Genomic DNA, 21,003 nt, shown 5'->3' with positions numbered 1-21,003 from the left:
TATATGAAAAAGTTTGTGATGTCATATAGTTGTGGAAAGGATAGTACTTTAGCATTGTATAGAATGATAAAGGGAGGAAATATTCCAGCAGGATTACTTGTAACTGTTAAAAAGGATGAGGATAGGTCCTGGTTTCATGGAGTCCCTAGAGAGTTAATAGAGGATGTTGCTAAATCATTAAATATACCGTTAATATTAGCAGAAACAAAAGGTGATGATTACGAAATTAAATTTACTGAAGAATTATTGAAAGCTAAGGAGAAGTTTAAAATAGATTCTTGTGTTTTTGGGGATATAGATTTAGAACTACATAGAGAATGGTGTACTGCAAGATGTGATGAAGCTGGGATAGAAGCAATTTTTCCACTATGGCAAGAAAATAGAGAAGAATTAGTATATGAATTTATAGACAATGGATTTAAAACAGTTATAAAAAATGTAAAGCTTAAATGTATGGGGGAAGATTTTCTGGGTAAAGTTTTAACAAAAGAAGTAGTTAAAGATATAAAAGAAACAGGCTCTGATGCTTGTGGAGAAAATGGAGAATATCATACTTTTGTATATGATGGTCCTATATTTAAGTATCCAATAAAATTTGAACATTCTAATATTATAAAAAATGAAACACATGGTTTTTTAGATGTAAAGGAAAGTAAAAATGAATAAGATAATGGTTTTAGGAACAGCTTCTGGTGTAGGAAAAAGTACAGTAGCAACAGCTTTATGTAGATATTATAAAAATAAAGGTTTTAAAGTAGCTCCATTTAAAGCATTAAATATATCCTTGAACTCATATGTAACTGAGGATGGCTTAGAAATGGGGAGGGCACAGGTTGTACAAGCAGAGGCTTGTGGGTTAAAACCTATGGCTTATATGAACCCCGTTTTATTAAAGCCAAGTGGAAATAATAAAACCCAAGTAATTGTAAATGGTAAAGTTCATTCTATGATGGATTCTTATAAATATAAGGAATTAAATAAAGAGTTGAAGAAAATAGTAAAAGAGACTTTTGAAAATTTCTCAAGAGATTATGAGGTTATGATATTAGAGGGCTCTGGAAGCTGTGCTGAAATAAATCTAAGAGAAACAGATATAGCTAATATGTCTATGGCAAAAGCATCTGATTCAGATGTGATTTTAGTAGCAGATATTGATAGAGGTGGAGTATTTGCTTCTGTAGTTGGAACCTTAATGTTACTTGAAGAAAGTGAAAGAAAAAGAGTTAAGGGTGTTATTATTAATAAATTTAGGGGAAATGTTGATTATTTTAAAGATGCAATGAGGCAGTTAGAAGAAATAATTAATATACCTGTATTAGGAGTATTACCTTATTTTAAATTAGATATTGAAGATGAAGATAGTGTTACTGAAAGAATAAGAAATAATAAAATAGAAGACTTAGATATAGTAGTTATAAGGTTACCACATATGTCTAATTTTACTGATTTTAATAGTTTAGAAATCTTAGATGGTGTTAGTGTCAGATATGTAGAAAATATAAATGATATTAATGATCCAGATTTAGTAATTATTCCAGGAAGTAAAAATACGATTAATGATTTAAAAGTAATTAAGAAAAATGGGATTTTTAATAAAATTATTGAACTTAAAAACAAGGGAACAATGATATTGGGCATTTGTGGAGGGTATCAAATGTTAGGAGAAAATATCATAGATAGTGAAGGTGTAGAGGGAGAGATTACAGCTGAGAAAGGTTTTGGTTTTTTAAGCGTTGATACTATTTTTAATAAAGAAAAAACAACTAAGCAAACTACTGGATATATAAAAAACATTTGTAATTCATTATCAGAATGTGTTGGAATAACTGTATCAGGTTATGAAATACATAATGGAGTTAGTAATGTTAAAGAAAAAAGCGAAGTGTTTATTGAAAATAAAGATGGGGATATATTAGGTCTATTTAAAGAAAATGTTTTTGGCACCTACTTGCATGGAATTTTTGATGAAGGAATTTTCCTTAGAACATTTATAAACTCACTAACAGTAAATAAAGGCATTAATATTCTAGATAAAGAGTTAATTGATTATAAAAAGTATAAATTAAATCAATATGATGAATTAGCAAAACTTTTTGAGGAAAATATAAATTTAAATAGAATATTTAATAGATAATAAATAAAGAGTAGTTTTAAAGTTTAAATTAAAATTACTCTTTATTTATGAAAATTTACAAAACAAACAACCATGTAAATGTTAAAATAAATACGAAACAGTTAAAATTTGGAAAATTATTTATTAATAATTCAAATTAGTTACATGAAAAAAGAGTGGATTAATAAAAAAAGTAAAAAAAGGAAAAATGAATTGAATTAAACAAAAATTTGCAGTAGAATAAAAATATAAGATGATTTAAAGTAATAAAAAACTTTTAAAGAAATTTTTTTATTACAAATAGGAAACGGTACCAGCAACCATTCCAATTTCAAATCAGAATATATTTTTTAAAATGCTATGTAAAGATTTACAGTAAATCTGTAGGTCATTTATATATAAAGTATGTTTAAGGGGAGAGGGAAGTTTATGAAGATTAAAAAACTATTAGCTATTGCTGTTGCAACAACATTGGTTGCAAGTGCATTTGTAGGATGTGGAAGTAAGGGGGACAGTACTGGTGATGCTACAAGTGATTCTAAATCAGCAGGAGAGGAAATTTATTTCTTAAATTTCAAACCAGAAATTGCAGATGTATATAAAAAGATAGCTGAAGATTATGAAGCTGAAACTGGAGTAAAGGTAAAAGTTGAAACTGCAGCTAGTGGTACTTATGAACAAACGTTAAAATCTGAAATTGCAAAGAAAGATGCTCCAACAATATTCCAAATTAATGGACCAGTTGGATATCAATCTTGGAAAGACTATTGTTTAGATCTAAAAGATACAGAAATATATAGTCATTTACTTGATAAAACTTTAGCAGTAACAGATGGTGATGGTGTTTATGGTATTCCTTATGCCGTTGAGGGATATGGAATCATTTATAATGATGAAATAATGCAAAAGTATTTTGCTTTATCAAATAAGGCAACTGATGTTACATCTATAGATGACATTAATAATTTTGATAAATTGAAGGCTGTTGTAGAAGATATGGAAGCAAATAAAGATGAATTAGGAATTCAAGGTGTGTTTGCATCTACTTCAATGGCATCAGGTAATGCGTGGAGATGGGAAACTCATTTAGCTGATTTACCACTATATTATGAATTTAAAGATGATGCTGGGGAAAATGGAGATGTTCTTCAAACAGGATTAGATGCCAAGGAAATTGATTTTAAGTATAATAATAACTTTAAAAATATATATGACTTGTATACTAATAACTCAGTTTCAGAAAAAGGTGTATTAGGTAATAAGAGTGTTGATGATGCAATGGCTGAATTTGCATTAGGTGATTGTGCTATGGTTCAAAATGGTAATTGGGCTTGGGCACAAATTAGCGATATTGATGGTAATACAGTTAAAGAAGAAAATATTAAGTTTATGCCTATATATACTGGTGTTGATGGAGAAGAAAATCAAGGGCTTTGTATTGGTACTGAAAACTATTTAGCAATAAATAGTCAAGTTTCAGAAGAAAAGCAACAAGCATCAATTGATTTTATAAATTGGTTATTTACAAGTGATACTGGAAAAGCTTATGTTTCAGGAGATTTAGGATTTATAGCTCCATTTGATACATTTGATGATGATGAAAAGCCAGCAGATCCATTATCTAAGGAAGTTTTAAATTGGATGAGTAAAGATACTCTAAATACTGTTCCTTGGATATTCCAAGCATTCCCAAGCCAAAACTTTAAAGATACATTTGCAGGTGCTTTATTAGAATATGTACAAGGTACTCAAGATTGGGATTATGTAGTTAATACCGTTAAGGATTCTTGGAAAGCTGAAAAAGCTCAGTAATTTTTAAATAAGGCAGCATATAATATGTGCTGCCTTTATTAAAGAGTAATAGGATATTAAGTACAAAAATTAAAGGGGGATGAGACTATGCAAAAAGGGTTAAAGAAGTATTTCTGGTTATTCGCATTACCTACATTAGTAGCTTTTGGTATAGCTTTTTTAGTTCCATTTATAATGGGGATTTACTTATCATTTACTAAATTTACTACTGTTACTAATGCAACATTTGTAGGATTAGATAACTATAAAAAAGTATTTTCTACACCAGAATTTATGAATGCATTAATTTTTACAACTAAATTTGTTGTTGTATCAGTTATAACTGTAAATGTATGTGCTTTTGCACTTGCATATCTTTTAACTAGAAAATTAAAAGGAACTAATATATTTAGAACTGTTTTCTTTATGCCTAATCTTATAGGTGGTATAGTTTTAGGTTATATATGGTTAATTATTATTAATGGAATATTAAATTATTTTGGTGTAAATTTAACCATGGATCCTAAGTATGGATTTTGGGGATTAGTTATCTTACTAAATTGGCAACAAATAGGATACATGATGATAATATATATTGCAGGTATACAAAACATACCAGGTGAACTTATGGAAAGTGCTAAAATTGATGGTGCTTCTAAATGGATGACATTAAGAAAGATAACTATACCGCTAGTTATGCCATCAATTACTATTTGTCTTTTCTTAACAATGTCAAATGCATTTAAATTGTTTGACCAAAACTTAGCATTGACTGATGGTGCACCAGGTAATAAAACAGCAATGCTTGCATTAGATATTTATAAGACATTCTATGGAAGAGTAGGATGGGAAGGTGTTGGTCAAGCTAAAGCAGTAATCTTCTTCTTAATTGTAGCAGTAATAATGTTACTTCAATTAAGTATAACTAGAAAGAAGGAGGTTGAAAATTAATGGAAGCTAAATTAAAAAATGATACAAAACTTAATTTAAAGTATGAACCTAAGAAAAAGAACAATGTACTTTTATATTTAATATTAATTATATTCTCTATTGTATTTTTAGCACCGATCTTCATAGTTTTATATAATTCATTTAAGGGTAAATTATATATTAGTAGATCGCCATTTGCTTTACCAAATTCAACAACTTTTTCAGGGCTTGCGAACTATGTTAATGGTATAGATAAGACTGGCTTTATTTCAGCTTTTGGATATTCTTTATTTATAACTGTTGGATCAACAGTTGTAATTATATTATTTACATCAATGACAGCTTGGTATATTACAAGAGTAAAATCAAAATTTACAAGTTGTTTATATTATTTATTTGTATTATCTATGATAGTGCCTTTCCAAATGGTTATGTTTCCAATGAGTAAAGTAGCAAATATGTTAAGCTTAGATAATCCTCTTGGTATAATAATAATATATTTAGGATTTGGATCAGGGTTATCCGTCTTTATGTTCAGTGGATTTGTTAAATCAATTCCAATAGATATAGAAGAAGCCGCAATGATTGATGGATGCTCGCCGGTAAAAACATTCTTTTTAATTGTTTTACCACTATTAAAACCTATCGCAATTACAATAGCTATATTAAATGTAATGTGGATATGGAATGACTACTTATTGCCATATTTATTGTTAGGAACAGAATATAAGACTATTCCAATAGCAGTACAATATTTACGTGGTGGTTATGGTGCTGTTGATATGGGAGCAATGATGGCTATACTAGTACTTGCAATTATACCAATTATAATTTTCTACTTAACATGTCAAAAACACATAATTGAAGGTATTGCAGCAGGAGCTGTTAAGGGATAAAAAATATCATTAGTATAAAAGAACTCAAGAGTATTCTTGAGTTCTTTTATACTATATAAATATTAGAAATACTAATATAACTATTATTACAGTTGTTAATATTGGAATGACAACTGAAGTAACAAATATATCCTTATAACTTTGCTTATGTGTTAAGCCACAAATTGCAAGTGTGGTTATAACAGCACCATTATGAGGTAGAGTATCTAACCCTCCAGAAGATAAAGATGCTATTCTGTGTAATATTTCCGGGGAAATTGATAAATTTTGACTCATTTCTATAAATGTTGGTGCAAGAGCAGATAAACTTATACCTAATCCACCAGAAGCAGAAGCAGTAAGTCCACAAATTACATTTACTGATATTGCTTCAGAAATAATTGGATTAGAAGAAATATTCATTATACTAGTTTGAATTGTTGTGAAAATTGGTAATGCTTTTATTATACTGCCGTATCCAACTATTGCACTTGAGTTAAGTAACGGTAAAAATGAATTCTTTACTCCTTCATTAAGAGAAGTATTTAAATTTTTAAATTTCTTAAAATTAAGTAAAATGATATATATAATTGCTATAACAATTGAAATTATTACACTCCATGTACCACATACCTTATCTAAAGTAACACCATATTTATCTAAATAACTTCCATCAGTATTAGGAAAATAAAATTTAGATAAAGTAAAATTAGTTATGAATATAATTAATATGGGAAGTGTTGATAAAATAATATTAGGTAAGTTTTCATTTGAATCAATTTTGTGAGTATCAGTATAATTACCATATCCTTCACCGTTGATTTTTGCTTTTTTAACTCTTCTTGTAAGCCATAGCATACCTAAAGTAAACATTATTATACTTGCTATTATTCCAAGGAGAGGTGCTGCAAAAGTATCTGTTCCAAAATAACTCATAGGAATTACATTTTGTATTTCAGGTGAACCAGGCATAGCAGTCATTGTAAAGGTGAATGCCCCTAGTGCTATGGTTCCTGGTATAAGCCTTTTAGGAATATCAGCTTCCTTAAATAAAATATTTGCTAGAGGATATAAAATAAATGCAACAACAAAAAGAGATACTCCGCCATAAGTTAAAAAAGCACCAGATAAAACAATTGCAAGGATTGCTTTATCTTTACCCAATTTACTTGTTATAAATGCTGCAATAGATCTACCATATCCAGCTTCATCCATTAACTTTGCAAAAATTGCACCTGTTAAAAATAGTGGAAAATAGCTTTTTACAAATCCAGCAAATCCACTCATATAAACTTCAGTATAATTAGCCATTAAATGACCATTAAGACCAATAGAAATTAAAATAGTTAATAACCCTATAATGGGAGCAGTTATAATTGTTGAATATCCCTTATATGCTAAATACATAATTAGAGATAATGAAACTATTAAACCAATTAAACTTATCATTTGTTTTTTGCTAATTATATTATATGTACTTATTAAAAGAAGTATTATATAATAAATATTAATAGATAGTAATTATTATATAATAAAAAATAAATTAGTAAATAATTATTTATATAAAGAAAACTCGCTACTTACATTTATTCGTAGGGTAAGTTCAATTACCTAAATTAAAATTTAGAATTTGAATTATAGAGAAAAGGAGAAGAGAAATGAATAAAAAGGATTTAAAAGAAAAAAAACAAGTTGAGATAGAGGCTCCTAAAAAAATAAAGTATCAATGTTTACATACTGAAGAAGCAAGAGAGTGTACATGTATCAGAAGTAAAGGATTAGTATTAAAAAAATAATTTTTAAGCAACATTAATTTGTTTTATAACTTAATTAATGTTGCTTTTTTTATTTAGAAGCTAAGAATATGTTATATATGGGGGTGCCCATTGTTAGAGCGAGTGTTATAACAGTTAGTCATCAGATAAATTTTTTTAATTTAATATTGTTTATTTGTATAGTTTGTATTACAATTAATAATACAAACTATACAAAGAGGAAAAATTATGATTATTAAATTAGATATGACTAGCAATATTCCTATTTATGTACAATTAAGAAATGAAATTGTACTGGGAATTGGAAGAGGAGAATTAAAAAAAGGTGAAGGTCTACCAACCGTTAGGCAAATGGCGGAAGATATAGGTGTTAATAATATGACTGTTAATAAGGCATATACAATATTAAAAAATGAAGGATATATAGAGATAGATAGACGTCATGGAGCTAAGGTTAGTCCATCATTAGATGTAAGCAAAGAATTTAAGGAAAAGTTAGAAGAGGAACTAGAACTTATAATTGCTGAATCAGGTATAAAGGGAATTGAATATAAAGAATTTATGAAAATGTGTGAAGATATTTACAAAAATATGAATGGCTTAAATATCGTATGGAATGAGGGGTAAAGATGGGGATTTTTAATGTTATTTGGGCGAGTATACCTGTAGTTGTTTTGTTATCAATGTATTTTAATTGTAAATATATGATCAAGGGAGATAAAAATATTTTAATTGGAGTAACTATTCCATTTTTAGAACTTAAAAATGAAAAAGTATTAGATATAGTAAAAGAGTTTAAGAAAGTAAATATAATAGGTTTTATTATTGCAGCTATTTTATTTAGTCCATCTTTTTTCTTTAAGTATAATTCAAATCAAATATTATACTTTTTTTTATGGTTAATTGGAGTATATATTTTTACTAGAAGTTTATTTATTAAATATAATAAAAGGTTAATGGATTTAAAACGAGAAAATAATTGGTTATTACCAAGTAAAAGATTAGTAACTATAGACACGGAAGTTACTCGTTTAAAAGATAAAATGCCAGTATCTGTTCTTTGGTTTATTCCAAGTTTTATAATCTCATTATTTCCAATAATAATTGTGTTTAATAATATAAAAGAGTATGGAGTTTCACTTGGAATTGCAGCTAGTAATGCATTAATAGGTAATATAATTTTCTTAGTTATGTACAAAATATATTCTAAGGGGAAAACAGAAGTTATAAGTGAAGATACAAATGCTAATATAGCATATAATACAGTATTTAAAAGAACATGGACGATGGGAACTATAATAGCTGCTACAATCCAAAGTATTGGTATGTTATTTATGTTTTCACTTTTCTTAAATAATAACAATAGTATGATATTATTTCTTTTATCAGTAATAATACCTTCAAGCATTATTCTTTTTGGCATATTTTATATAAATAATAAAATAAAAGAAGAACAAGGAAAAATAATAAATACTTGTACAAATCCTATTTATACTGATAATGATGAGTTTTGGAGCAAAGGTGTATATAATAATCCTAATGATAGAAGTGTAACGGTTGAAGATAGGACAGGCTATGGGATAACTTATAATTTAGGTACTAAAAAGGGAAGACGAATTTATTATGGAAGTTTAATATTTGCTGGAATACTTATAGTAGGTATAGTAGGAAATTTAGTTGTAATGGACCATGCTACTTTTACTTTAAATGTAAGTGATAATGTTGTAAAAATAAAGGCACCAACTTATGGAATAGAGGTTAGTGTTGATGATATTGAAGAGGTAACAATGATAGATAAGCTACCTTCAGGAATAAGAACAAATGGGGTAGGGGCATCAACATATAATCTTGGTAATTTTAGTATAGATGGTTATGGAAAGTGTAAATTATATCTTTACTTTGAAAATCCTAATTGTATTAGCATTAAGTTAAAAGATGGTAGATATATTTTCTTTAATAGTAAGAGCAATGATGAAACATTAAGATATTATGATGAGGTAGAAAAAGCATTAGAAAAATAGTTAAGAACTTTGTAACAATTAAGTATTACTATGTAAAAATTCCTATGTATTATATAATTGAATAATATATTAGGTTTTGTTTTATGAAAAAATCAATAAATATAATATTAGTAGCGGTTTTATATTTAAGTATGATAGGGGGTAAAGAAAGTGTTGTATTAGAGGATAAGATAAAGAGTGTTTAGGGAGTTAAATCATTTGATGGAGTAGAAACTCCAGTCAAGAAATATCAATATAATTCAGTACTAGAAGATATTGAATCTATTGCTGTAAACTTAATTGATAACGCTTTAAAATACAGTATTGGGGAAACTATAAATATTGATTTATATAAGGATGAAAAAATATAGTTTTTACAATAAGTAATGAATGTACTAATTTCCCGGAAAATATAAGAGAAAAGCTATTAGAACCTTTTATTAAATATAACACTTTTGAAGACTTATCAAAAGAAGTAAGTAGTTCGGGATTAGGATTATATTTATGTAGTGAACTTGCTCGGAAAAATAAAGGAGAGCTTTTATATAATATAAGGTTTGTCCTAAAAATAAGAAATAGTAGCTAATCCATTAAGGGGTTGCTACTAAATTTTTAAATGCTATATGTCGAATTAACTAAAGTTGTATGGTGTAAAATATATTGCAGTATGTTTTACACCATATTTTATTATATACCATTTTTCATATATTTATACAAGAAAAGTACTTTCATCGACCCATTTGTATTCAGGTTTTAAATCCTTTATATCACTGGCAAGTTTAAAAAGCGCTAAATCTTTTTCTTTACATTCAAGCATAATATCAATATCAGTATTAAATTCCTTTATATTTTCTAGAAAATTAATAAAATCATTAGGATTAATATAATCAGCATGTTTTCTATCATTTTCTCCATTTTTAGGAGAAGAAAAGTGAAGTTTAGGGGGAAGCTTTTCATTTTTCCAAGTAGCAAATATTTTAGGAATTAAGTCATATATATTATCATTATCATTATTACAATTATGATGATGAATATCTAAAACCATAGGTAAATTTAATTCATTACACAAATTTAAGGTTTCGCGTGCTGTATATGTTTTATCGTCATTTTCAATAATTATCTTTGATTTAACTTCTTTGGGGAAGGTAGCAAAATTAGTAATAAAACGTTCTAAACCTGCTTCTTTTCCATTTGTTGCCCCTCCAATATGCATTACCATTTTACCGAGATCATATTTAAAATCTTCAAACCATTCTGCTTGACGAAGCAAGTTTATTTTAGTATTTTCCACTACTTTGGGATTAATACTATTTATTACATTAAATTCATCAGGATGTGTATCGATCCTCATATTAGATTCATTTATAAGCTTTCCTACATATTCAAAATCCTGCTTTAAAAATTCTCTATGGCCCCAATATCCAACTTCAGGATGAGTTACTAATGGGATTAGTGCTGATGTAATTCTATAAAAGTGAATGTTGTTTTCAATATTATATTTTATTATTTTTTCTAAATCATGTAAGTTTGATGCAGCAACGGTTTGTAATTTTTCTAATTTTTTTGATGGAAGAATAATTTTGTTATAATTTGAAAATGTTACGGTACTAGAAGAAGTAACCTTTTTTCCTAATTTCTTTGAAATTGCAACATATCCTAATCTAATTTTCATAATTAGCCTCCAATAATTAAGGTAATTAATAATTTTTATTTATTATGTGCAAAATAAAATAGTCATATGTTAAGAAATTAATCATAAATATTTAAATGTAATATTTATTTACATAGATAATATTGGTTGAGACTTATAAAATATTACATGGCAGCCAGAATAAAAACAAAAAATTTACAATCACAATTTGGATTTATGATGTATAATAATATTATCGGGATTATATATAATATTAATTCCTGATAGGGGGAGAACTCTTATGTTAATAAACACACATTTAGCCATTGGCTCATATTGTTATAAAATTTGTAACGAAAAATATAATTTAAATTTAGATAAAAAGAGATTCTTACTTGGATGTATAGAACCAGACCTACACAAAAGAAAAAATAAGATTAAACACACATATAGTGTTTCAAAAGACAAGATGCTTGAATATAAAAAATACATTGAAAATAATGACCTTGATATTAATGAAGTATCTTTTATTGTAGGTAGAATTGCTCACTATATAGCAGATTGCTTTTGTAAATATCATTTAGAAGAATATTACGGAAAGGATATGAAAGATCATTTCGTATATGAATTATTATTGCACAGAACATTAAAAAAAGCATTAAAGGAAAATGATGAAAATTTTAATAAAATATTAAATAATATTAACGAATCAAGAGATTATTTAGATGAATTAAAAATTAATAGAAAAGAATATCTTGATTTAGAAGAAGATTGTTTGAATGATGTTTATTTTACAATTAAAACCACTTGTCAGTTGTTATATTTAACACAAAAATATTTTGTAAAGATATCAGAATCATATATTTAATAAGGTGAATTATGCACATTAGAGGTAATTAAAATTGCTTTTAATGTGCTTTTTTATAATTAAAATACATTTAAAATAGCAAAAAATACTTAAGATGATATAATTATAAATATAAATTTTCACATAATTAGCAAAGGAGATTATATGAGGAAAACAATAGGAGTACTAGCTCATGTAGATGCTGGAAAAACTACATTTTCAGAGCAAGTTCTTTATCATACAAAAAGTATAAAAACAAGAGGAAGAGTAGATCATAAAAATTCTTTTTTAGATAGTCATGATATAGAAAAAAAGAGAGGGATTACAGTATTTTCAGATCAAGCAGTCTTTGAGATAGCTGACTCAACATATTATTTAATAGATACACCAGGACATATAGATTTTTCTTGTGAAATGGAAAGAGCTATAAGAATAATGGATTATGCAATTATTATAGTAAGTGCAGTTGAAGGGGTACAAGGGCATACTGAAACAGTTTGGAATTTGCTAAGCAAGTATAAGGTTCCTACACTTTTCTTTATAAATAAATTAGATAGAACTGGTGCTGAATTAGAAAGAGTATTACAAGAAATAAATAAAAATCTTTCTAATGATGTTTGCTTTATAAGAAACTTAGAAGATATGGATGAAGAAACAATAGAATTTATAGCTGAAAAAGATGAACTTCTTTTAGAAAAATATTTAAATGATGAATATGAAAAAAAATTATGGGTAAATAAATTAAGGGATTTAATAAAAGAAAATAAAATATATCCATGTTTTAGTGGATCTGCTCTTCAAGATGAAGGAGTAAATGAATTTTTAAATGTATTAGATAAGTTAACATTTACTAATTATGATTCAAGTGATGAATTTTCAGGTGTAGTAAACAAAATACGCTATGATAGTAATGGAACTAGAATTACATTTATTAAAGCATTAAGTGGCAAACTAAAAGTAAGGGATGAAATAGAAATTTCTAAAGAAAATACAAATGTAAAAGAAAAGATAAGTAGTATTAGAATTTATAATGGAAATAAGTTTATAAATGTAAATGAAGTTGAAGCAGGGGATATTTTTGCAGTAACAGGTTTATCAGAAGTAAATGCAGGAGATGGAATAGGTATTTTTAATAATGATATAAAGTTTAATATGATTCCAACTTTAATGTCTAAAGTTATATATGATGAATCTTATAATGAAAAAGAAGTTTTAAAGTATTTTAAAATATTAGAAGCTGAAGACCCTGCATTAAATGTGTTGTGGAATGAGACACATAAGGAAATTCAAGTGCATATTATGGGTAAGATACAATTAGAAGTTTTAAAAGAAATTGTAAATGAAAGATTTAATTTAAAAGTAGATTTTGGACCTTGTGAAATAATGTACAAAGAAACTATAAGAAATATAGTAAAAGGTTATGGCCATTTTGAACCATTAAAGCATTATGCAGAAGTACATTTAAAACTTGAAGCCCAGCCAAGGGGGACTGGTATTATATTCGAAAATAAGTGTCATGCTGATGACTTAACAACAGGACAGCAAAATTTAATTAAAACTCATATCTTTGAAAGAAATCATCATGGATTATTAACAGGTTCCGATATTACAGATATTAAAGTTACACTTTTAACTGGAAGAGCCCATAATAAACATACAGAAGGTGGAGATTTTAGAGAGGCAACATATAGGGCGTTAAGACAAGGATTAGAAAAGGCTGAAAATTTATTATTAGAACCATTTTATAGATTTACAATAGATGTAGAATTAGATTATATGGGAAGAGTTTTATCAGATATACAAAAATTAAGTGGTGAATTTAATGCACCTGAAACTAATTTAAATAAAGTCAGGGTAACGGGAAGAGGACCAGTAGCAACATTTATGGATTATGGCATGGAGCTTATTGCTTTCACTAAGGGAAAAGGTAATATAAGCTTAATATTTGATGGATATGATATATGTCATAATACTGATGAGGTTATGGGAAAAATAGGATATAATAAAAATGCAGATATAGAGTATTCTTCAAACTCAGTATTTTGCTCTAAGGGTCAAGGATTTATTGTGCCTTGGGATGAGGCTGAGAAATATATGCATTGTGAAATAGTAGAAGAATAAGATTGGAGGAAATATGATTAACACTGATGATTATATGAAATTTGTATCAAATCCCTTATTTCAAGAAGGAAATAAAGAGGAGGATTTATGGTTTTTATTTCAAGATAAAATGATTTTAGTTAAAGAGGATATGGGAAAGACTAGCATTCCTACATTTAAAGATATAAAGAAATTAATAGATGGATTAGAAATAAAGTATCATCTTGGAAAGCTAAAAGATACACAGTGTTTTTGTGGTGAAATTAATTCTGCAGTGAAGGTATCTGGAGAATTAAAGTTTATTACATTAAGGGAAAGTGCTGCAATTATTGATAAGGAAAGTATATCAGTAGCTGGAAAGGCTGCTCAGATAATTCATTTTCATAAGACAAATAAATATTGTGGAATATGTGGTGGAAAAAATGAGTTTGCTAATAATGAATTTGCAATGAAGTGTAAGAGTTGTGGATATACATGCTATCCTAAGGTTTGCCCTGCAATTATAGTAGGGATTACTAAGGGGGATAAAATATTATTAGCAAATAACAAAAACTTTCCTGATGGATTACATAGTACTATTGCAGGATTTGTAGATGTAAATGAAACATTAGAAGAGTGTGTAAAACGTGAAATATTAGAAGAGGTTAATATAAAAGTAAAAAATATTAAGTATTTTGATAGTCAACCTTGGCCATATCCTAATTCTATAATGATTGGATTTACTGCTGAATATGAAAGTGGAGAAATTAAGGTTGATGGAGATGAAATACTTCATGCAGACTGGTATAGCAAAGATAACCTTCCTATATTACCAGATAAAACAACAATAGCAAGAAGAATAATTGATTCAATATTATGCAAATAATTAATTATTAACGTAGTTAATAAATAAAGAATAATAACAAGCTTTTTTATGAGTAAATTAATAAGTGAGTATAAAGATTTCATGTATGTTAAAACTATAAATATACATATAACTATAGTTATATGCATAAATAGCAATATTATGGAGGAATATATATGGATAAAGCTAAAAAAATTTGTTATTGTTTTAATGTTTCTGTTGAAGATATTGAAAGAGCAATAGAAAATGGAGCAGATACTTTTGAAAAGGTTCAAAGTGCAACTAATTGTGGAAAAGGATGCGGTTCTTGCTTAGCCGAAGCTAAAGCTGTTGTTGATGAATTATTAAAAAAATAAACAGTTTAGGGAGGAGATATGAGTAGATTAGAATCTTTTATCAAAAATTTGTGTGGTAAATTTAATAACGAGGCACAAATAAAAGGTGAAGAAGATAAAGGAAAGATTATACATCCTAAAGCTAAGCATATAAATGCGGTATGTAATCACAAAATTAGAAATTTGCCCCAAAATTTTCAGGGGTATTTTGTAATAGAAGAAAGTTATTATGAAACTGAAAGAGGTAAGAATATATTACCACATTTATTTTTATTTACGTTAGATAAAGAAAATAATGTGACATTAACTTCTTATGAATTACCAGAAGGAATATCTAAAGAAGAATTTAGAAGTGACAATGTTTCTCTAATTATGGATTATACTAGTTTAGTTAAATCTGAAAATTTTAACCCTATGATTTATAAAGAGAAAAATGGATCTTTTTATGGAGAAAGTATAAGTGATTTAGGAAATAGTACTATTTTTACATTAAAAGAAAGAATAGAACATGGTAAGTTGTATGTAAGTGAAGTTTTTGAGAAAAATGGAAAAATGACATTTGGATTTAAAGATTCAATAGTATATGATAAAGTATTCCATTAATATAGGGATGAAATTAAAGGAAATTGCTTTGGCAATTTCTTTTTTTTATAAAATGAAATTAATATATAAGATTTTTATAAAAAAGAATTATAAGTTGGAAAGTAACTAATAATAAAGTATGACAATGATTTTTAAAGGAGTGATTATATGAACTTTCCAACAAATTTTCCGGCACAACATCAAAATATTCACCCGGGGTTTGAATGTGAAATGAATCCATTACCTATATACTATGATGAAAAGTATATAAAAAGTGGAGATCTACTAAAAGATAAAGTTGCAATAATAACTGGTGGGGATAGTGGAATAGGGAGAGCGGTAGCTATTGCTTATGCATATCAAGGAGCTGATATTACTATAGTTTATTACAATGAAAAGAAAGATGCTGAAGATACTAAAAATTTAATAGAAGCTACAGGAAGGAAATGTAGTATTTATTCAGGAGATATTTCAGATGTAGCTTTTTGTACTTCTGTAGTAGAAAAAGTAATTAATGAATATGGGAAAATAGATATATTAGTAAATAATGCAGCAGTTCAATATGAATGTAAAGATTTCAAACAAATTTCAGATGATCAATTTGATAAAACTATGAAAACTAATATTTATGGAACTTTTTATATGTCAAGGGAAGCATTAAAGCATATGAAATCAGGTGCATGTATTATAAATACATCTTCAGTTACAGCTTTTGCCGGAAATGAAAAGCTTATAGATTATTCAATGACTAAGGGGGCAATTGTAACATTAACAAGATCTTTATCAACATCATTAGCAAAGAATAAAAGTGGTATAAGAGTAAATGCAGTAGCTCCAGGACCTATATGGACACCGCTTATTCCATCAAGTTTTGAAAAAGGAGAAATTCCTCAATTTGGATCTAATACTCCTATGGGGAGGGCTGGGCAACCTGTTGAATGTGCAGGTGCATATGTATTTCTAGCTTCAGAGGCAGCATCGTATATTACTGGTCAAACTATTCACATAAACGGTGGAGAAATAGTAAATAGTTAAATTTGCATTAACTTAATGGAATAACTGGATTTGGAATTGAAAAGATATCAAATAAAAATGACGATGAATATTTTATTAGTCAAATTGAATTAGTATAATATTTTAAATAAGCTATTAGGTTATTTTTGAAAAATCTAATAGCTTATTTTTACTTTTATTAAATAAAAAAAGAGATTTTACTAATAATATTGTTAAATAAATGACAATAAAACGTACAATTTGTGATTATAGTCACAGTTGCATATAACCTTTAGTGATAAAATGAATCTGAAATAATACTGAATATAGAGTTTATTAAAATCATGAATTGGAGATGGGAGTAATATGAAGAAGATTCAATCAACATGTAATTTATGTGCATTAGCATGTAATGTAGATTTTTATGTAGAAAATGGTAAGATAGCTAAGGTTTCTCCTACTGTTGATTACCCTGTAAATAAAGGTTTTTGTTGTATAAAAGGATTAAACTTAGATAAGCAACAAACAAAAATTAAAGCAAGAAAAAGCCCACTTTTAAGAGATGAAAATGGAGAAATGAAAGAAATTTCATGGGAAGAAGGCTTTAAAACATTTGCTAAAAAAATGACAAGCATTCAAGAAAAATACGGTAAAGAAAGTGTTGCTTTCATTAGTACAGGACAAATGCCAACAGAAGATATGGCTTTATTAGGGCATGTAGGAAGAAATTATATGGGTATTAATGGTGATGGTAATACAAGATTATGTATGGCTACATCAGTAGTTGCTCATAAACAAAGTTTTGGATTTGATGCTCCACCATATACATTAAATGATGCAGAACTTTCAGATACAATAATTTTAATTGGAGCAAATCCAGTTATAGCTCATCCAGTATTCTGGGGAAGAATTAGAGAAAATAAAGAAGCTAAAATAATAACAATAGATCCAAGAAAATCAGAAACAGCTATGAATTCTGATATATGGATAGATATTAAACCAAAGGCTGACTTAGTATTAATGTATACTTTAGCTAATGTTTTAATAGAAAAAGGATATATTGATGTTGATTACATAGAGAATCATACAGAAGGATATGAAGATTTCAAGAATCATGTAGCTAAATTTACTTTAGATAAAGTTGAAGCTGAAACAGGAATAAGTGCGGAAAGAGTTTTAGAATTAGCTGAAATTATTCATGCAGGAGAAAGAGTTTCATTCTGGTGGACAATGGGAGTTAACCAAGGTTACCAAGCAGTTAGAACAGCTCAATCTATAATTAATTTAGCATTAATAACAGGAAACATGGGTAGACCAGGTACAGGTGCAAACTCTTTAACTGGACAATGTAATGCTATGGGTTCAAGAGCATTTAGTAATACGGCAGGACTTTATGGTGGTGGAGATTTCGATAATCCAGTACGTAGAAAAGCAGTTGCTGAAGCTTTAGGTGTAGATGAAAGTGTACTTGCTACAAAACCAACAATTCCTTACAATGCAATAATTGAAAAAGCAATTGCAGGGGAAATTAAGGGGTTATGGGTAATTTGTACAAACCCAAGACATTCATGGGCAAATAATGAAGAATTTGAAAAGTGCGTTAAAAATTTAGATTTCTTAGTAGTTCAAGATATATATGAAGATACTGATAGTGCTAAGCTTTGTGATTTATACTTACCTTCTGTTCCAGCAATTAAAAAAGAAGGTGTATTAATAAATACTGAAAGAAGATTATAAAAGGTTAATCCTGTAATTGAAAAAGAAGAAGGGGAATTATCAGATTTCGAAATCTTCTATAACATTGGTAAGGAACTTGGAATGGGAGATTTATTAAAAGGATGGGAAACTCCAAGATCTACATTTGAATTATTAAAGAAATGTTCTAAGGGAATGCCTTGTGATATTACAGGTGTAACTTATGAAATGTTAGAAGGACCAAATATGGAAGGTTCAAGAGGAGTTCAATGGCCATTTAGAGCTGGAGAAACTTTAGTGGAAGATGAAAGAAGATTATATGAAGATGGTAATTACTATACTCCATCAAAGAAGGCTAAATTCCATTTTGAAGATATAGCAGAAAACCCAACACAAACAAGTGCAGAATTCCCATATATATTTAACTCAGGAAGAGGAACAGTAGGGCAATGGCATACTCAAGTTAGATCAAGAGAAATTGCTGAGTCAGAAAGAATTTACTCTAAGGAATCATATGCATTTATGCATCCAGAGTTAGCAAAAGAATTAAATATAGAAGAAAATGAAAGAGTTTCAATAGCTTCTCAAAATGGAGTAACTAAAGACTTTACTATAAAGATATCTGATCATGTGAAGAAGGATCATTTATATGCACCAATTCACTATATTGAAACAAATGCACTTACTCCTTCAGTTTATGATCCATATTCAAAGGAACCATCATTTAAAACAGTTGCAGTAAATATCATTAAAAAATAGAGGGTGACTAAAGATGAAAAGAATTAAGATAGATAGAGATAAATGTGTTGGCTGTTTAACTTGTACAACAGCATGTATTGTAGCTCACGAGTCAGAGGATACAAGAAGTAGAATAACAATAGATAGTAAAGGTAAATATGCCCCAATATTCTGTAGACATTGTGATAGACCAGAATGTGTTTATACTTGTATGACAGGCGCTATGAGTAAGAATAAAGAAACTGGATTAGTGGAATATAATAAAGATCACTGTGCTAGTTGTTACATGTGTATAATGGCATGTCCTTATGGAGTATTAAAAGCTGATAGCAGAATGCATAAAGAAATAATGAAATGTGATGCATGTAAGCAACATGGAACAGCACAATGTGTAGCTAAATGTCCTATGGGAGCAATTACTTTAGAGGAGGTAACTGAATAATGAGATATGTAGTTATAGGAGCCTCTGCAGCAGGTATAAGTGGAGCTAAAACTTTAAGAGAATTAGATAAAAATGCTGAAATAGTATTAATATCTAAAGATGAAAATGTATATTCAAGATGCATACTTCATCATTACATTTCAAATCATAGAGATGTAGATGCTTTAAACTTTACAGGTAAAGAGTTCTTTGAAGAAAACAATATTACTTGGATGAAAGGTTTAGAAGTTAAAGCATTAAATGATAAAGAACAAACTTTAGAACTATCAAATGGTGAGACTTTAAGTTATGATAAATTATTAGTCTGTAGTGGAGCATCTGCATTTATACCTCCAGTACCAGGACTTAGAGAAGGTAATAATGTAGTTGGACTAAGAAACTTAGATGATGCTATATTAATAAAAGAACAAGCTAAAAAAATTAAGAATGTAGTAGTTTTAGGTGCTGGACTTGTTGGAATAGATGCAGTTAGTGGATTACTTGGACAAGGATTAAATATCTCTTTAGTTGAAATGAGTAATAAGATACTTCCATTACAATTAGACAAGCATGCTTCAGATGTATATGAAAAGAAATTCATTGAAGAAGGTGTTTCTTTAAAGTTAGATGTTAAAGCTGAAAAGTTACTTTTAGATGAAAATAACAATCCAAAAGCTTTAGTATTAAATACTGGTGAAGAAGTTCCATGTGAATTAGTAATAGTTGCTACAGGTGTTAGATCTAATGTTGCATTTATGGAAAATAGTAATGTTGAATGTGATAAATTTGGATTAATAATTGATGCAAAAGGGCAAACTAATATAGAAAATATATATGGAGCTGGAGATGTAACGGGAAGAAATCCAATATGGCCAACAGCTGTTAAAGAAGGTATAATAGCAGCACATAATATGTTAGGAAAAGAAATGATAATGACTGATTTCTTTGGAAGTAAAAATACAATGAACTTTGTAGGTATAGCTACAATGTCTCTTGGTATGGTAGAACCAGCTGATGAAACTTATATAGTTGAAACTAAAGTTGAAGATAATAACTATAAAAAGATAATCCATAAAGATGGAAAAATCTATGGTGCAATAATTCAAGGAGACCTTTCTTATGCTGGAGTTTTAACTCAGCTTATTAAGGAAGATATAGATGTATCAAAAGTTACAAAGAGTTTATTTGATATAGATTATGCTGATTTCTTTAATATAGAAAAAAACTTTGAGTTTAGTTATAAGTAAGAGCCCAAATTTTAATTTGGTTGCTCGAACTTACTCCTCCGAACGCATGTGAGGAGTGAGTTTCCTAAGTAAGTCTCCAAATTTTAA

18 protein-coding genes and 1 pseudogene are annotated in these 21,003 nt (G+C 28.0%); 17 read left to right on the top strand and 2 right to left on the bottom strand.

All coding sequences use genetic code 11. The features are described 5' to 3' along the window. The first annotated feature begins 3 nt into the window (after positions 1-3). The 5 genes from I4V63_RS13240 to I4V63_RS13220 all read left to right on the top strand — a co-directional run bounded on the left by I4V63_RS13240 (position 4) and on the right by I4V63_RS13220 (position 5,730). Positions 4-666: a diphthine--ammonia ligase gene (locus tag I4V63_RS13240; RefSeq protein WP_196001719.1), complete on the top strand. Its 663-nt coding sequence runs from the start codon at positions 4-6 to the stop codon at positions 664-666. After that, a complete protein-coding gene (locus I4V63_RS13235) occupies positions 659-2,134 on the top strand; it encodes a cobyric acid synthase (RefSeq protein WP_196001718.1) in 1,476 nt (491 codons plus the stop codon). Before I4V63_RS13240 ends, I4V63_RS13235 begins: the two co-directional genes overlap by 8 nt. A 408-nt stretch (positions 2,135-2,542) precedes the next feature. After that, positions 2,543-3,925, top strand: a complete 1,383-nt coding sequence (locus tag I4V63_RS13230; protein WP_196001717.1) for an ABC transporter substrate-binding protein — start codon at positions 2,543-2,545, stop codon at positions 3,923-3,925. Positions 3,926-4,012: 87 nt separating this feature from the next. Next, positions 4,013-4,855 (top strand): sugar ABC transporter permease, encoded by an 843-nt coding sequence (locus I4V63_RS13225; RefSeq protein ID WP_196001716.1) that lies wholly within the window; start codon positions 4,013-4,015, stop codon positions 4,853-4,855. After that, positions 4,855-5,730 carry a carbohydrate ABC transporter permease gene (locus tag I4V63_RS13220; RefSeq protein ID WP_196001715.1) on the top strand — a complete coding sequence of 292 codons (876 nt, stop codon included), beginning with the start codon at positions 4,855-4,857 and terminating at the stop codon, positions 5,728-5,730. The genes I4V63_RS13225 and I4V63_RS13220 overlap by 1 nt, the downstream gene beginning before the upstream one ends. 51 nt (positions 5,731-5,781) lie before the next feature. Here I4V63_RS13220 and I4V63_RS13215 read toward each other — a convergent pair whose 3' ends face one another. Continuing rightward, positions 5,782-7,158 carry a GntP family permease gene (locus I4V63_RS13215; RefSeq protein WP_196001714.1) on the bottom strand — a complete coding sequence of 459 codons (1,377 nt, stop codon included), beginning with the start codon at positions 7,156-7,158 and terminating at the stop codon, positions 5,782-5,784. Between the two features lie 209 nt (positions 7,159-7,367). Here I4V63_RS13215 and I4V63_RS13210 point away from each other — a divergent pair, with 209 nt between their 5' ends. The 3 genes from I4V63_RS13210 (at position 7,368) to I4V63_RS13200 (ending at position 9,505) form a co-directional block, all read left to right on the top strand. Further along, positions 7,368-7,505: a hypothetical protein gene (locus I4V63_RS13210; protein ID WP_196001713.1), complete on the top strand. Its 138-nt coding sequence runs from the start codon at positions 7,368-7,370 to the stop codon at positions 7,503-7,505. Positions 7,506-7,712: 207 nt separating this feature from the next. After that, positions 7,713-8,111 carry a GntR family transcriptional regulator gene (locus I4V63_RS13205; RefSeq protein WP_196001712.1) on the top strand — a complete coding sequence of 133 codons (399 nt, stop codon included), beginning with the start codon at positions 7,713-7,715 and terminating at the stop codon, positions 8,109-8,111. A gap of 2 nt (positions 8,112-8,113) precedes the next feature. After that, a complete protein-coding gene (locus I4V63_RS13200; RefSeq protein ID WP_196001711.1) occupies positions 8,114-9,505 on the top strand; it encodes a PH domain-containing protein in 1,392 nt (463 codons plus the stop codon). Between the two features lie 688 nt (positions 9,506-10,193). Here the strand turns inward: I4V63_RS13200 and uvsE are convergent. Beyond that, on the bottom strand, positions 10,194-11,156 hold the full coding sequence (uvsE, locus tag I4V63_RS13195; protein WP_196001710.1) for a UV DNA damage repair endonuclease UvsE: 963 nt from the start codon (positions 11,154-11,156) through the stop codon (positions 10,194-10,196). A gap of 259 nt (positions 11,157-11,415) precedes the next feature. On the opposite strand from uvsE, the gene I4V63_RS13190 reads away from it, so the two are divergent. The 9 genes and pseudogenes from I4V63_RS13190 (at position 11,416) to I4V63_RS13150 (ending at position 20,916) form a co-directional block, all read left to right on the top strand. Further along, positions 11,416-11,982 carry a zinc dependent phospholipase C family protein gene (locus I4V63_RS13190; protein WP_196001709.1) on the top strand — a complete coding sequence of 189 codons (567 nt, stop codon included), beginning with the start codon at positions 11,416-11,418 and terminating at the stop codon, positions 11,980-11,982. Between the two features lie 144 nt (positions 11,983-12,126). Then, the gene (locus I4V63_RS13185) at positions 12,127-14,082 is read left to right on the top strand and encodes a TetM/TetW/TetO/TetS family tetracycline resistance ribosomal protection protein (RefSeq protein WP_196001708.1); all 1,956 of its coding nucleotides are present in this window, start codon (positions 12,127-12,129) and stop codon (positions 14,080-14,082) included. Positions 14,083-14,095: 13 nt separating this feature from the next. Further along, positions 14,096-14,926, top strand: a complete 831-nt coding sequence (gene nudC / locus I4V63_RS13180; protein WP_196001707.1) for an NAD(+) diphosphatase — start codon at positions 14,096-14,098, stop codon at positions 14,924-14,926. Between the two features lie 155 nt (positions 14,927-15,081). Continuing rightward, positions 15,082-15,261, top strand: a complete 180-nt coding sequence (locus tag I4V63_RS13175) for a (2Fe-2S)-binding protein (protein ID WP_196001706.1) — start codon at positions 15,082-15,084, stop codon at positions 15,259-15,261. 18 nt (positions 15,262-15,279) lie between these two features. Continuing rightward, a complete protein-coding gene (locus I4V63_RS13170) occupies positions 15,280-15,843 on the top strand; it encodes a hypothetical protein (protein WP_196001705.1) in 564 nt (187 codons plus the stop codon). Between the two features lie 147 nt (positions 15,844-15,990). After that, positions 15,991-16,857: an SDR family oxidoreductase gene (locus tag I4V63_RS13165; protein WP_196001704.1), complete on the top strand. Its 867-nt coding sequence runs from the start codon at positions 15,991-15,993 to the stop codon at positions 16,855-16,857. Between the two features lie 324 nt (positions 16,858-17,181). Beyond that, a pseudogene (locus tag I4V63_RS13160) lies at positions 17,182-19,269 on the top strand (molybdopterin oxidoreductase family protein). Between the two features lie 13 nt (positions 19,270-19,282). Continuing rightward, on the top strand, positions 19,283-19,690 hold the full coding sequence (locus tag I4V63_RS13155; RefSeq protein ID WP_196001703.1) for a 4Fe-4S dicluster domain-containing protein: 408 nt from the start codon (positions 19,283-19,285) through the stop codon (positions 19,688-19,690). Then, positions 19,690-20,916, top strand: coding sequence for an FAD-dependent oxidoreductase (locus I4V63_RS13150; RefSeq protein WP_196001702.1), 1,227 nt, complete (start codon positions 19,690-19,692; stop codon positions 20,914-20,916). The genes I4V63_RS13155 and I4V63_RS13150 overlap by 1 nt, the downstream gene beginning before the upstream one ends. The last annotated feature ends 87 nt before the right edge of the window (positions 20,917-21,003 follow it).

This window comes from Clostridium sp. 1001271B_151109_B4 (assembly GCF_015670405.1).
Taxonomy (GTDB): domain Bacteria; phylum Bacillota; class Clostridia; order Clostridiales; family Clostridiaceae; genus Clostridium.
This window is presented reverse-complemented; position numbering and strand designations above follow the sequence as displayed.